Origin of the sequence: Actinomycetospora cinnamomea, assembly GCF_003096675.1 — a bacterium.
In the GTDB taxonomy this organism is placed as follows: Bacteria; Actinomycetota; Actinomycetes; order Mycobacteriales; family Pseudonocardiaceae; genus Actinomycetospora; species Actinomycetospora cinnamomea.
Genome location: NZ_QEKW01000012.1, coordinates 118,086 through 130,637, shown reverse-complemented (window position 1 = coordinate 130,637; position 12,552 = coordinate 118,086). Strand labels below are relative to the sequence as shown.

At 75.0% G+C, this 12,552-nt stretch carries 15 protein-coding genes; 5 read left to right on the top strand and 10 right to left on the bottom strand.

Annotated elements, in window-relative coordinates:
• The first annotated feature begins 19 nt into the window (after positions 1-19).
• From C8D89_RS20475 to C8D89_RS20465, 3 genes are read left to right on the top strand one after another with little or no spacing between them, the layout of a single operon-like run.
• On the top strand, positions 20-1,435 hold the full coding sequence (locus C8D89_RS20475; RefSeq protein WP_116709967.1) for an FMN-binding glutamate synthase family protein: 1,416 nt from the start codon (positions 20-22) through the stop codon (positions 1,433-1,435).
• The gene (locus tag C8D89_RS20470; RefSeq protein ID WP_116709966.1) at positions 1,428-1,880 is read left to right on the top strand and encodes a hypothetical protein; all 453 of its coding nucleotides are present in this window, start codon (positions 1,428-1,430) and stop codon (positions 1,878-1,880) included. Before C8D89_RS20475 ends, C8D89_RS20470 begins: the two co-directional genes overlap by 8 nt.
• A gap of 21 nt (positions 1,881-1,901) precedes the next feature.
• On the top strand, positions 1,902-2,813 hold the full coding sequence (locus tag C8D89_RS20465) for a bifunctional 5,10-methylenetetrahydrofolate dehydrogenase/5,10-methenyltetrahydrofolate cyclohydrolase (protein ID WP_116709965.1): 912 nt from the start codon (positions 1,902-1,904) through the stop codon (positions 2,811-2,813).
• 3 nt (positions 2,814-2,816) lie between these two features.
• On the opposite strand, the gene C8D89_RS20460 is transcribed toward C8D89_RS20465, so the two are convergent.
• Together C8D89_RS20460 and C8D89_RS20455 are read right to left on the bottom strand one after the other, a co-directional pair.
• Positions 2,817-3,479 carry a helix-turn-helix domain-containing protein gene (locus C8D89_RS20460; protein WP_243418269.1) on the bottom strand — a complete coding sequence of 221 codons (663 nt, stop codon included), beginning with the start codon at positions 3,477-3,479 and terminating at the stop codon, positions 2,817-2,819.
• On the bottom strand, positions 3,476-4,180 hold the full coding sequence (locus C8D89_RS20455) for a type 1 glutamine amidotransferase (protein ID WP_116709964.1): 705 nt from the start codon (positions 4,178-4,180) through the stop codon (positions 3,476-3,478). The genes C8D89_RS20460 and C8D89_RS20455 overlap by 4 nt, the downstream gene beginning before the upstream one ends.
• A 191-nt stretch (positions 4,181-4,371) precedes the next feature.
• Here C8D89_RS20455 and C8D89_RS20450 point away from each other — a divergent pair, with 191 nt between their 5' ends.
• Positions 4,372-4,923, top strand: a complete 552-nt coding sequence (locus C8D89_RS20450) for a universal stress protein (protein WP_165825832.1) — start codon at positions 4,372-4,374, stop codon at positions 4,921-4,923.
• Positions 4,924-4,944: 21 nt separating this feature from the next.
• On the opposite strand, the gene C8D89_RS20445 is transcribed toward C8D89_RS20450, so the two are convergent.
• The 5 genes from C8D89_RS20445 to C8D89_RS20425 all read right to left on the bottom strand — a co-directional run bounded on the left by C8D89_RS20445 (position 4,945) and on the right by C8D89_RS20425 (position 8,480).
• Positions 4,945-5,649, bottom strand: a complete 705-nt coding sequence (locus C8D89_RS20445; RefSeq protein WP_165825831.1) for an anti-sigma factor — start codon at positions 5,647-5,649, stop codon at positions 4,945-4,947.
• On the bottom strand, positions 5,630-6,271 hold the full coding sequence (locus C8D89_RS20440) for a sigma-70 family RNA polymerase sigma factor (protein WP_207787336.1): 642 nt from the start codon (positions 6,269-6,271) through the stop codon (positions 5,630-5,632). Before C8D89_RS20440 ends, C8D89_RS20445 begins: the two co-directional genes overlap by 20 nt.
• Before the next feature lie 70 nt (positions 6,272-6,341).
• Positions 6,342-6,932, bottom strand: a complete 591-nt coding sequence (locus C8D89_RS20435; RefSeq protein WP_207787335.1) for a class F sortase — start codon at positions 6,930-6,932, stop codon at positions 6,342-6,344.
• Between the two features lie 41 nt (positions 6,933-6,973).
• Positions 6,974-7,795, bottom strand: a complete 822-nt coding sequence (locus tag C8D89_RS20430; protein WP_116709960.1) for a DUF4397 domain-containing protein — start codon at positions 7,793-7,795, stop codon at positions 6,974-6,976.
• A gap of 100 nt (positions 7,796-7,895) precedes the next feature.
• Positions 7,896-8,480 (bottom strand): TetR family transcriptional regulator, encoded by a 585-nt coding sequence (locus C8D89_RS20425; RefSeq protein WP_116709959.1) that lies wholly within the window; start codon positions 8,478-8,480, stop codon positions 7,896-7,898.
• A gap of 134 nt (positions 8,481-8,614) precedes the next feature.
• On the opposite strand from C8D89_RS20425, the gene C8D89_RS20420 reads away from it, so the two are divergent.
• Positions 8,615-9,910, top strand: a complete 1,296-nt coding sequence (locus tag C8D89_RS20420; RefSeq protein WP_116709958.1) for a cytochrome P450 — start codon at positions 8,615-8,617, stop codon at positions 9,908-9,910.
• A 103-nt stretch (positions 9,911-10,013) separates the two neighbouring features.
• Here C8D89_RS20420 and C8D89_RS20415 read toward each other — a convergent pair whose 3' ends face one another.
• From C8D89_RS20415 to C8D89_RS20405, 3 genes are all read right to left on the bottom strand, one after another.
• Positions 10,014-10,988: an NADP-dependent oxidoreductase gene (locus C8D89_RS20415; protein ID WP_116709957.1), complete on the bottom strand. Its 975-nt coding sequence runs from the start codon at positions 10,986-10,988 to the stop codon at positions 10,014-10,016.
• A gap of 76 nt (positions 10,989-11,064) precedes the next feature.
• On the bottom strand, positions 11,065-11,673 hold the full coding sequence (locus C8D89_RS20410; RefSeq protein WP_116709956.1) for a CBS domain-containing protein: 609 nt from the start codon (positions 11,671-11,673) through the stop codon (positions 11,065-11,067).
• On the bottom strand, positions 11,670-12,542 hold the full coding sequence (locus C8D89_RS20405) for a universal stress protein (protein WP_165825830.1): 873 nt from the start codon (positions 12,540-12,542) through the stop codon (positions 11,670-11,672). The genes C8D89_RS20410 and C8D89_RS20405 overlap by 4 nt, the downstream gene beginning before the upstream one ends.
• Positions 12,543-12,552: the final 10 nt, after the last annotated feature.

Genomic DNA, 12,552 nt, shown 5'->3' with positions numbered 1-12,552 from the left:
GGTATTCAGGAGTACCTCGATGACGTCGCCGAACGCCAGCCCGAACCCCCATGTCCTGGGCCAGAGCAGCATCTTCAACCCCCAGGTCATCAACGACATCCACACGAAGGCCGAGCTCGGCCGGTACCGGATGCGCGGCTTCTCGATGTTCAAGCCGATCCCGCACTGGGACCAGCTCATGTTCATGCCGGGCACCCTCACCCGTTTCGTGATCGAGGGATACCGCGAGAAGTGCGACACGAAGACCGTGCTGGGCGCGCGCTTCGCGCAGAAGCCGCTGGAGCTCGACATCCCCGTCTACATCACCGGGATGAGCTTCGGCGCGCTGTCGCTGGAGGCGAAGATGGCGCTCGCCAAGGGCGCCTCCATGGCGGGTACCGCGACGTGCTCCGGCGAGGGCGGGATGATCCCGCCGGAGCGCGATCTGTCCACCAAGTGGTACTACCAGGTGATCCAGAGCCGGTACGGGTTCAACCCGCACCACCTGATGCTCGCCGACGCCATCGAGTTCTTCATCGGCCAGGGCTGCAAGGTCGGGCTGGGCGGCCACCTCATGGGCCAGAAGGTCACCGAGCAGGTCGCGGAGATGCGCTCGCTGCCGGCCGGCATCGACCAGCGCAGCCCGGCACGGCACCCCGACTGGCTCGGGCCCGACGACCTCTCCCTGAAGATCCAGGAGGTCCGCGAGGCGACCGACTACCAGGTCCCCATCCAGCTCAAGCTCGGCGCGGCCCGGGTGTACGACGACGTGCGCATGGCCGCGAAGTGCGGGCCGGACATCATCTACCTCGACGGCGCCGAGGGCGGCACGGGCGCGGGGCCGCATCTCGCCACCGAGGAGACCGGCATCCCGCTGATGGCCGCGATCCCCGAGGCGCGCCGCGCCCTCGAGGACGTCGGGCTGGCCGACGAGATCGACCTCGTGGTGGCCGGCGGCATCCGCAACGGCGGGGACATCGCCAAGTGCATCGCGCTCGGCGCGAAGGCGGTCGCCATCGGTCACTCCTCGTTGATGGCCCTCAACTGCAACAAGGAGCTCCCGGGGATCACCGACTACGAGGGGACGCTGGGGGTGAAGGCCGGCTCCTGCTACCACTGCCACACCGGTCGCTGCCCGGTCGGCATCACCACCCAGGACCCCGAGCTGCGCAAGCGCCTCGACGTCGAACAGGGCGCCGAGCGCGTCTACAACTTCCTGCACACCCTGACGCTCGAGGTGCAGATGCTCGCCCGGGCGTGCGGCAAGACCGACGTCCACAGCCTCGAGCCCGAGGACCTGTGCGCGCTCACCACCGAGGCCGCGGCGATGGCGCGCGTGCCCCTCGCCGGGACGAACTACGTCCCCGGCGTCACCGAGGAGCGCACGCTCCACGAGATCAAGACCCTGCTCGAGAAGCACGTCGCCAACGACGGAGGTGGCTCGCGCGATGTCTGACCTGTTCGACCTGTCGGCCCGGCACCTGACGACCCGCGCCGGCATCGACACCGAGGAACTGACCGGGCGCACGTTCCCCTACCAGTTCGACCGCACGCTGGTGGACGACGTGGACCTCATGGCCGCGACGCCCGGAGAGGACCTGAACTGGCTCGAGGACATCCACCTCATGAGCGAGGACGGCATCCCGGCGGTCTTCGACCGGTACACCAACGCGTTCCTCAAGATCCATTTTGAGATCCCCCCCGGGCGGGAGGACGAGTACGCCCGCAAGGTCCTGATCAAGCACCTGCAGGAGGGCAACTCGTACGGGGTATGGCTGAAGTACCGGCACGCCAAGTTCCCCCAGCCCGAGCTCGGCTCGTGGCTGCGGAACTCCCCCACCGTCGGCGAGAACTGGACGCCCCCCCAGCTCGAGGGCTGGGAGCCACCGGACGGGCACTGACCGAGGGAGCTGACGAGGGCGATGTCCCGCGGCGGGCCGGCGCTGATCGACGGGCGGGCGCGGGCGCGCGCCCTGCAGCGGCGGGTGGCGTGCGACGTGGTGCGGCTCGCGGAGCTGGGCGTGCGCTGCGGGCTGGCCACGGTGCTGGTGGGCACGGACTACGCGGCCGGCGCCTACGCCCGGCGCCTGGAGCGGGCGGCGGCGGCCGTCGGCATCGAGCACCGGCACCACCACCTGCCCGCCCACGCGTCGCGGGGGGAGGTCCTGGAGCTCCTCGCCCGGCTCGGCGACGATCCCTTGGTGAGCGGGATCCTCGTCCTGCGGCCCCTGCCGGCCCACCTGGACGAGGGCGAGCTGTTCACCGCTCTGGACCCGGCCAAGGACATCGAGGCCGTCCACCCCGAGAACGCCGGGCTGCTCGCCCTCGGCACGCCGCGGTTCGTCCCGTCCACCCCCGCCTCGGTCTTCCACCTGCTGGACTCGTGGCTCGACGAGGCCGGGACGGACCGCGACGCCTGGTACCGGGGCTCCACGGTCTGCGTGGTGGGGCGCAGCAACAACGTCGGCAAGCCCCTGATCTCCCTCGCCTCCGCCCGCGGCGCGACCGTGGTCTCGTGTGACGAGAACACCAGCCGCACGGGCCGTCTCGCGCGCTACACGTCCCTCGGCGACGTCCTCGTCGTGGCCGCCGGGGTACCCGGGCTCATCCGCGCCGAGCACGTCGCGCCGGGCGCGGTCGTGCTCGACGTCGGCATCAACCCCGTGCCGGAACCGGCAACCGGCCGGACGCGGCTGGTCGGGGACGTCGACCCGGGTGCGGTGGCGGCGGCGTGGGCCGCGACGCCCGTGCCGGGCGGGGTCGGACCGGTCACCGACGTGTGGCTGGTGCAGAACACGGTCCTCGCCGCGGAGGAGGCGGCGAAGCGCCGGTGAGGATCAGACGCCGTCGGGCATGTGGCCGTACCCGGTCACCGTGAGGAAGGTGATCGGCAGCTCGACGAGCTCCTCGGGCCCGTGCGGGCCCTCGCCGTCGAAGATCAGCGAGTCGCCCGCGTGCAGCTCGTACCGCGCCTCGCCGTGGACGTACCGCATGACGCCGTCGAGCATGTAGATGAACTCGGTGCCCGGGTGCTGGAAGAGCGGGAAGACCTCGCTGGCCTCCGTCAGCGTGCAGAGCAGGGGCTCGAGGCGCTTGCCCTGCCCGCGGAGCTGGCCGAGCATCCGGTACAGGTGCCCGACGTTGCTCCCCCGCCGCACGATCTCCGCGCCGTGCCCGGCCGGGGTGAAGACGGCCTCCCGATCGGAGTCGATGCCGCGGAAGAGGGCCGTCACCGGGATCTCGAGCGCGGCGGCCAGGCGGGACAGGACCGAGAGGCTGCACGACGTCTGCGCGTTCTCGATCTTGGAGAGCATCGCCTTCGACATGCCCACCCGCTGCGCGAGCGAGGTCATCGTCAGGCCCTTGGCGATCCGGTACTCCCGGGTGCGCGCCGCGATCATCTGCTCGAGCTCGCCGGGGCCCGGCGCGAGCGCGGCGAGCGGTCCCTCCGGGTCCACCCCGGTCGCCGGGTCCCCCGCATCGTCGGTCGCAGACGTCACGACGCGAGGATAGACCTCGTCTGCCCAGGAGAAACGCCGTTGACGACGCGGTCGAGCAACGCCGCGGCGCGCTCGCGGGCCTCGTCGCGGCGTCGGTCGGTCTCGGCGAGCAGGGCCGCGCCGTCGACCCCGGCCGACGCCAGCGCCTCGCCGTACTTCGCCGCCCACGCACTCGCGCTCTCCGGGGTGGCCTCGGGGTGGAACTGCACCCCGAGGTGCGGCCCCCGGCGGAACGCCTGCACCGCGACGTCGGTCGAGGCGAGCAGTTCGGCGCCGGGCGGGCACTCGAAGGCGTCGAGGTGCCAGACGAGCCACGGTCCGGGCGCGAGGACCTCGGGGACGCGGGTCTCGACGTCGAGCCAGCCGATCTCGGGGCGGTCGAGCGGACGGACCCGGCCGCCCAGCACCGTGGCGAGCAGCTGCGCGCCGAAGCACACCCCCAGGACCGGCACGCCCCGGGCCACGGCGTCCTCGAGCAACGCGCGCTCGGGGGCGAGGGAGGGCACGGACTCGTCGAGCACGGAGTCGTCGGAGCCGAGACACACGACGAGGGCGAACCGGCCCGCCCCGGTGGGGCACGCCTCGCGGACGAGGTCGGCGACCTCCACCGAGAACCCGAGCTCCCGGGCGCGATCACCGAGGTATCCGGGTCCGCAGTCGTCCTGGTGCTGCAGGAACAGCACGCGTCGCTGGTCGTGCATCGCGTCCTCTCCGGCGTGGCGCCGTCCCGGGGGCTCCTCCTGTCCACCCGGGAGAGCCCCCGTCCACGCTAGGTCAACGCGCAGGGCACCGCGAGCGCCGCTGCCCGCTCGGCCCCGACGGGCCCTCGGGCCGGGGAGGCCGGGCCGGACGACCCTGGTCCCGGTCGGCCCCGACCGCGATCCTCGACGGTGTGGACGAGGAACCGACCGCGCATCCTGCACGCGCCGACGGGGTCGCCCTGATCGTCGCCGGCTACGACGGGTCCCCGGAGGCCGAGGAGGCCGTGCGGTGGGCCGCCTCGCTGGCCCGGCGGATCGGCAGCCGGCTGCGGGTGGTGTGGGCGTGGAAACTGCGGGACGTCTGGGACGCGGCGGTGGCGGCCGACGACGAGGCGACCGGCGTGCACATGGCCGAGATGGAGGGCGTCGCGCATCGCCGGCTCACCGAGGCGGTCGGACGCCTGGTGGACGAGGACGGCCCGGCCGTCGACCTCCACCTGCGCCAGGGGCCCGACGCGGCCGGCATCCTGCTCCACGCCGCCCGCGACGCGGACCTGCTGGTGGTGGGCTCCCGCGGTCGCGGCCGCGCGGCGTCCGCCGTCCTGGGGTCGGTCAGCGCCCGGTGCGTGCACGAGTCCGCGGTCCCGGTCCTCGTCATCCCGCGGCGCGCGGTGGGGGCTTCCGAGGACCACGACGCCGGCGCCGGGAGCGGCGACGGCCGGGACCGTCTCCACCCCGTCTGACCCCGGGGCGGCGTCAGGGCGTCAGGGCGTGTGGGCGAGGCTGAGCCCGGAGTGACCGGGACCCGACCCGGGCGGCTCCAGGGAGACGTCGAGCGGGGGCATCGGGCCCTCCCCGGGCAGCGTGAGGTCGCCGACCCAGTGCGCCCGGCCGTCGACCGGCTGCAGCGCGCCGAGGGACCGCGGTGTCCCCCCTCCCATGTCCCACACCTCGAGGTCGGCCCCGGCGGGCACGGGTTCCGGGAGCGTGACCTCGACGTGCATCGTCTGCCCGCCGCCGACGACCTCACCCGCGACGCCGGGGCGCGCCGCGACGAGCGTGACGCGGGTGGTGGCGGGCGAGCTGTCGGGGGTGCCCGCGAGGACGACGGCAGCGAGGACCGCCGCCACGGCGACGAGCCCGGCGAGGCCCGCGGCGAGCAGGCGGCGCCCGGATCGGCGCGGGACCCGCGTCCCGGTGGCGGCCCCCGGCCGGGCGGCGGGGGGTGGCGCGGGTGTGCCCGGCGCGTCGTCCCCGAGGCGGGCGAGGATGCCGTCCCAGACCTCGGGTCGCGGCGGGGGCGCCACGTCGAGGCCCACACCGTCCCGGGCGTGACCCACCGTCCGGCGCAGCGCGGCGACCTCGGCGGCGCAGCTCGCGCAGTCGCCGAGGTGGGCGGCCACGTCGGGGTCGGTCGGCGTTCCGGGCAGCGCGGCGTCGGTGAGCTGGTCAGCCGTCGGGTGCGACACCGTCGGCCTCCCACCGTCGTCGCAGCCTGGCGAGCCCCCGGCGCACGTGGCTCTTGACCGTGCCGAGCGGGAGCCCGGTCGCGGCCGCGACCTGCTGATGGGTGAGCTCGTCGAGCACCGCCAAGCGCAGGACCCGTGCCTGGTCGGCGGGCAACCGGGCGAGCTCGTCGGCGACGAGGAGGGTCTCCACCACCTGGTCCGCCAGGGGCGGCTCCGCGGCGGCGAGGTCGCGAGGAGCACATCCCTCGGTGCCCTCGGTCTCGGCGACGTCGACGCGCATGCCGAGCCCCGCCTCCCGTCCGCGGGCGCCCAGACGGTCGGCGACCCGCCGGCGCAGGATACCGGCCAGCCACGCGCCGAGGACGCCGCGGGCGGGATCGAACCCCGCCCGCCCGCGCCAGGCGTCGGCGAAGACCTGCTGGGTGACGTCCTCGGCGTCGTGGAGGGAGCCGAGGCTGCGGCGGGCGCTGGCGAGGACCCAGCCGCCGTGCCGGTCGTAGGCCTCCCGCAGGGCCGTCGCCTCGCCGCGGGCGAGGGCGTGGCCGATGCGGTCGTCGTCGGACACGGGACTGGTGAGGGCCGTGACGGAGGAGCGCCCGGACGGCGCTATCCCGTCGCTCACCGCACACTCCTCACCCGATCGAGGTGTCCGCGGACGAAACGGTCGAAACCCCCCACCGGCCAACTCGCCCTCAGACGGGCTCGGCGTACACCACGAGGTTGTCACGGTAGCTCCGCGCGTCGGTGTCGAAGGGTCCGTCACAGGTCACCAGCACGAGGCGCGGCGGACCGGTCTCCCGGAACAGGTCCGCGAGCGGCAGCGTGTCCTTGGTGTAGGTGCGGACCTCGGTGACCCGGAGCACGACGGGGCCGGCGGACCCGTCCACGGCCACCTCGTCGCCGGGACGCATCCGGGACAGGTCGGCGAAGGCACCTTCGCCCTGGACGCGGTCGTCCACGTGGCCGGCCAGCACGGCCGAGCCGTCGGGGGCGCCGGGGCGCGGGCCGAAGCGGTACCAGCCGACCTCGGCGACGCGTTCGGGCACCTCCATCAGCCCGTCGTCGGTGACGCCCACCCCGACCACGGGCGCGTCGAGGCCCACGGATGCCGCGCGGACGCGGACGGGCTCGCCGGTCGACGCCGCGCGCGCGGGGACCGCCGGGGACGCGGGGTCCCCGACGGCCGGCGCGCCGACCACGGCGGGAGCCGTGGCCGGCGCGGCGGGCGGGACGTCGTGGAGGACGTCGACGAGTCCGCCCCAGGCCGGGCCGGCCGCCAGCACGAGGCCGACGACCAGCCCGGCCAGGGCAGGGGCACGACCGCTCAGCGCCGGCCCAGGGTGCGAAGGCGGGCGAGCGAGAACCCGACGAGCGCGACACCGGCCACGGAGAGCGCGGCCCAGCCGGCCGGGAAGCTCTCCGCCGGGGCGCCCGACGGGGCGCCGGCGGGCACGCCGTGCGGCGCGGAGTCACCGCCGTTGACGGTGAAGGTCACCAGCTCGAGGCTGTCCTGCTCCAGGGAACCGATGGCGTGCACGAAGGTGGTCGTGCCCTCGGTCAGCGACAGCTCCGCCGGACCGATCACCGGCTCGGTGGTGCCGGCCGCGGCGACGGAGGCCGAGACGGTGCCGGCGGGCACCTCGAGGGCCTCCTGGTTCGGGTTGGTCAGGCCCTGCACGACGGGCTCGCCGCCGGCGAGGACGTCGACGGCCGGGGCCGCCGCGAGGTGGCGGACGACGACGCGGGCCTCACCCGCGGGGACCTCGCCGACCTCGTTGACCAGCGGCGACAGTGTCGGCTGGCCCTCGGCGGTGAGGTGGGCGGCGAGGGTGACGTTGCCGCCGGCCGGGACGTCGGCCTCGCCGGAGAGCAGGGCCTCCCCGGAGTCGTCGGCGGCGTCGGCCGGGTAGATCGCGACCTGCTTCGGGCCGGCGGGCAGGTCGAGCGGGCCCTCGGTGGTGCCGGGCTGGAAGTCGTCGAGGGCGCGTTCCCCGTCGACGTAGACGTCGACCGGGGTGTCGGGGATGCCGTGCACGACGTACACGGTGCCGGTCTCCTGCTCCTGGGCGGCGGCGGTGCCGGCGGTTCCCAGGACGATCGCGGACGCGAACAGGGCACCGGCGGTGGCGCGGGCGATGCGGCGCATCGAATCTCCTCTGGCGGGTGGGGCCATGAGCGGACACCCCCACTACGGCCCCGGCCCGGCCGGTGGATGCACCCTGCGCGGACGGAATCCGGGCCGGCCCTCAGGCACCCCGCTCGAGGTAGCGCGTGACGATCTCGGCGATGTCCGCGGCGGTCTCCTCGACGGGCTGCTGGGGCAGGACGAGGTGGCTCAGGGTCATCCGGGCGGCGGCGTCGGCCGCGGTCTCGACGCGGTCGGGGTCGAGGTCGGGGTGGTGGTCCGTGACGAGGGCGGTGAGCCCCCGGCGGGCGAGCTCGAGCACCGGCGCACCCCGGGTGGTGATCAGCGGGAGGAACTCGTCGCTGGAGTCGCTGAGCAGGACGGCCTTGACCAGGGGGTCGCCCTCGGCGGCCGCGAGGGTGGTCTGCACCGCGGCCGCCCAGCGGCCGCGCAGCGTGGTGCGGTCGGCCATGGCCGCGGCCACCTGCTCGAGCAGCTGGTGGGCGTGGCGCAGCACGAGGGCCTGGGAGAGCCCGTGCTTGTCGCCGAAGGTCTTGTAGAGCGTCTGGCGGCTCACCCCCGTGCGGGTGGCCACGGTCTGCATCTGCAGCCCGCGCCAGCCGCGCGCGAGGACCTCGTCGGCCGCCGCGTCGAGGGCGGCCTCGCGCATGCGCTGGTGGGCCTCGTCCCGGTACGGGTTGCTCACGACCCCACCCTAGCGAGAGATCACGACAGTTCTCGCCTCTCGTCATTACGGTTGACACTTTCCCTGATGTGTTGACAGCGCGCCCGGTCGTTCCGAGAGTGGGGGCGGCAGCGACGCCACCACCGGGAGGACCGATGACCGAGAGCCTCACGAGCTTCGCCAGCGGCACGCCGGACCGGCCCCACGACGACGTCGACATCTCGTCGAAGGCGTTCTGGTCGGCGACGGCGGACGAGCGGGAGCGCTCGTTCGCCGTCCTGCGGGAGCGGGGCACGATCACGTGGCATCCCCCGTTCTCCGATCAGCTGCTCGAGGTCCCCGACGACCACGGGTTCTGGGCGGTGACGACCTACGACGACCTCGTCGAGGTCACCAAGCGCCACGAGGACTTCCTGTCCGGACCCGGCATCCTCATGGAGAACCTGCCCCCGGAGCTGGTCGAGGCCGGTCAGTCGATCATCGGGATGGACCCGCCGCGGCACACCAAGCTGCGCCGGCTGGTGGCCGCGGCGTTCACCCCGAAGCAGATGCGCCGGATCGAGGACCGCATCAGGGCGAACGCGGTGATGGTGGTGGACAACCTGCTCGCGAAGCTCGACGAGGGCGGCGGCACCACCGACTTCGTGGCCGAGTGCGCCGAGCTGCTGCCAATGCACAACATCAACGACATCATGGGCGTGCCGGACGGCGACCGTCAGCGGGCCGCCCATGAGGCCAAGGTGGGCACCGGCTGGAACGACCCCGAGCTCGTCGGCGAGGGGCGGGAGCAGGTCCTGGGCCGGCTGTTCCAGGCGCTGACGTACGTCCACGGCCTGGCCGCCTCGCTCGCCGCGCAGCGCCGTGAGGAGCCGACCGACGACCTGATCACCGCGCTCGCCCGCGCCGAGGTGGACGGGGAGCGGTTGACCGACGAGGAGATCGGCGCCTTCTTCGTGCTGCTCACCATCGCCGGCAACGACACCACCCGCCAGTCCACCAGTCACGGCCTGCGCGCGCTGACCACGCATCCCGACCAGCGGGCGTGGCTGATGGAGGACCTCGAGGGGCGCATGGGCAGCGCCGTCGAGGAGCTGGTGCGCTGGGCGACGCCCATCATGACGTTCCGCCGCACCGCCGCGCGTGACCTGGAGTTCCGCGGTCAGCGGGTCACCGCCGGCGACAAGCTGGTGATGTTCTACTCGTCGGCCAACCGCGACGCGTCGCGCATCGAGCGACCCCACGAGCTCGATCTGTCCCGCCACCCGAACCCGCACATCAGCTTCGGCGGCGGGGGCGTGCACCACTGCCTGGGCAACCAGCTGGCCCGCTTCCAGCTCCGGGCCCTGTTCACCGAACTGCTGACCCGTGCCCCGCACATCACGGCCGGCGAGCCCGAGCTGATGCCGGGCAACTTCTTCCACGTCGTCAAGCGCATGTCCTGCTCCGCGTGAGCGGCGCCGACACGGTGCGACCGCCCCACGCCCTGGTGCGGGCCCTCGCCGACCTGCTGGACCTCGGTCTGGAGGCCGCCGCCGCGGCCGGGCTGCTGGCCGGTCAGGTGGTGAGGTCGACGACGACCTTGCCGCGGCCCTCGGTCTCGGCCAGGTGATGGGCGCGGGCCACGTCGGCGAGCCCCACGACGTGCTCGACGGGCACCCGCAGCCGGCCGGTGGCGACGAGGTGGAGCAGGTGCGCCAGGTCGGCGGACCGGGCCGCGGTGCGCACCGCGACGAAGTCGGCGCGCCCGGGACGCAGTGATCGCAGGACGTCGGGGTGCAGCGGCCGGACCGACACCACGATCCCGTCGCGCGCCAGGTACGGCGCGAGCTCGCGGTGCCGTGAGCGGCCCGCGGCGTCGAGCACGACCTCGAAGGGGCCGCGGTCGACCAGCTGCGCGTGCCGGTCGCCCGCGCGGCGGTCGACCACCTGACGGGCCCCGAGGTCCCGTACCCACGCGACCTTCCCCGCGCTCGTCGTGCCCGTCACCTCGGCGCCCGCGAGCGCGGCGAGCTGGACCGCGAACGACCCGATGCCGCCCGCCGCCCCGGAGACCAGCACCCGGGGCGGGCTGCCGTCCGGGCCGGGCCGGGCGCGGAGCCGGCCACTGCGGTGCAGGGCCTGCAGCGCGGTCAGGCCCGCCAGGGTCAGCGCCGCGGCGTCGGTCGCGGCCACCCCGGCGGGGACCCGGGCCGCCCGGTCCTCCGCGACGAGGACCTGCTCGGCCAGGCCCCCGCCGCGGTGCGGCAGCAGTGCGGCGACCCGGTCGCCGGGCGAGAACGCGGTGACGGCGGGTCCGACCGCGAGCACCCGGCCGGCGAGGTCGAAGCCCGGCACGAACGGCTTCCGCCCCCACGTGACGGGCGGCAGGTCACCGCGCCGCAGCCCGAGGTCGGTGCCGTTGATGCTGCTCGCCTCGACCGCGACGAGCAGGTCCGTCCCGCGCGGCCGGCCCGGGGCCGCCCGCCGCTCGACCCGCATCACCGACGCGTCGCCGAACTCCGCGACGCATCCCACCCGCACCGCGACCACCCCGGCTCGTCGTCGAGACCCGCTCCCGGGCGACGCCGGGCCCGCACAGCATGGCCGGTGGGCGCTCCCCGCGCGGTCAGGCGGCCGCGGTGTGCTCGGGGCAGACGTCGCGGCGGTACGTCGCCACGTGCACGGTGCCGGGGATCCCGGCGGCGAGGACGGTGGCGATGTGCTGCTCGAGCGGGTCGTCCTCCTCGTCGCACAGGACGACCTCGCCCCGGTGGGCGTGCACCTCCCACTTGTGCCGTCCGGCGTAGCCGTCGAGGCGCAGGGCGACGGCCGCGCGGAGGTGCGGGTCGCTGCGGCCCAGCACGGACGCGACCTCCCGGCGGGTGACGACCCCTGCGAACACGCCCTCGCGCACCACGGGCAGGCTGTGCAGGCCCCGGTCGGCCATGAGCACGACGGCCTCGGCGAGGTCGGTCCAGGGCGAGACCGTGCCGTACGGGCGGGCCATCACCTCACCGACCGTTTGCGGCCGCGTCGGGTTCCCGTGCCCGCCGGGGGCGTGCCGGACCCGTCCGCCCAGCAGGTCGGCCTCGTGGAGCACGCCGACCAGGGCGCCCCCGGAGAGCACCGGCAGGAGGGTCAGACCCTCCGCGGTCATCCGCGCGACCGCCTCGCGGACCGGGGTGTCCGGCCCGACGGTGGTGGCCGGCGCCGTCAGGTCCCCGACCCTCATCATGCGCCCTGCCCCGCCGCGCCGGCGCGGGCGCGCTCGGTCGGGGCCTCGACGGGCAGGTCCGGCGGCGCGATCACCACGGGGCACGTCGCCTTCCGGACGAGGTCGGGCCGGGTGCGGTGACGCGCGTGCAGGACGCCGTGCTCCCCCACCCCGAGCACCACGAGCTCGGCGTCGCGGGCCTGGTCGGCGAGGACGCGGTCGGCCCGCTCCTCGGCGACGACGACGTGCACGGCGGGCGGGCGGTCCGTGCCGAGCGAGGGCGCCTCCTCGGGCAGCAGGCGCGCATCCGGGCCGGCCCGGACGATGACCAGGGGGGCACGCCGGTCGGCGGCGCGCCGGGCCGCGAAGCGCACCGCCCCGCGGGCGCCGGCGGTGCCGTCGTCGCCGACCACCACCGGGGCCCGCCCGCCGGCACGGTCCCGGACCTCCGCATCGCAATGCCGGGGCACGACGACCACGGGGACGCCGACGTGGCCGGCGAGGCCGCGGGCGATCCCGCGCAGGACGCGCTCGCCGAAGGAGCCGAAGCCGTCGCTGCCGACGACGATCAGTGAGGACGTGGGCGCGTGCGCCCGCAGCAGCGCGACGGGCTCGCTCTCGACGACCTCGTCCTCGACCGGGAGGTCGGGGACGGTCCGGAGCGCCTCCTCACGCATGGCCTGCAGCTCGCGGCGGCCGAGGGCGAGCAGTCCCTGGCGCGGGTCGACGCCGATCATCGACTGCCCCGGGAAGCCCCCGCGGGGCACGACGACCCCGTGCACGAGGCGCAGGTGCACCCCCAGCGCGCGTGCCTCGGCGGCGGCCCAGCGCACCGCGCCCTCGTCGTGGCCCTCGATCGAGACCCCGATGACGACCGGTCCGCCCTTCACGACGATCCCT

Coding starts and splice junctions, on each gene's coding strand:
- C8D89_RS20410 (WP_116709956.1), bottom strand. CDS start 11,673: ATGATGAGGGTCGGGGACCTGACGGCGCCGGCCACCACCGTCGGGCCG.
- C8D89_RS20475 (WP_116709967.1), top strand. CDS start 20: ATGACGTCGCCGAACGCCAGCCCGAACCCCCATGTCCTGGGCCAGAGC.
- C8D89_RS20430 (WP_116709960.1), bottom strand. CDS start 7,795: ATGCGCCGCATCGCCCGCGCCACCGCCGGTGCCCTGTTCGCGTCCGCG.
- C8D89_RS20455 (WP_116709964.1), bottom strand. CDS start 4,180: ATGCACGACCAGCGACGCGTGCTGTTCCTGCAGCACCAGGACGACTGC.
- C8D89_RS20465 (WP_116709965.1), top strand. CDS start 1,902: ATGTCCCGCGGCGGGCCGGCGCTGATCGACGGGCGGGCGCGGGCGCGC.
- C8D89_RS20420 (WP_116709958.1), top strand. CDS start 8,615: ATGACCGAGAGCCTCACGAGCTTCGCCAGCGGCACGCCGGACCGGCCC.
- C8D89_RS20470 (WP_116709966.1), top strand. CDS start 1,428: ATGTCTGACCTGTTCGACCTGTCGGCCCGGCACCTGACGACCCGCGCC.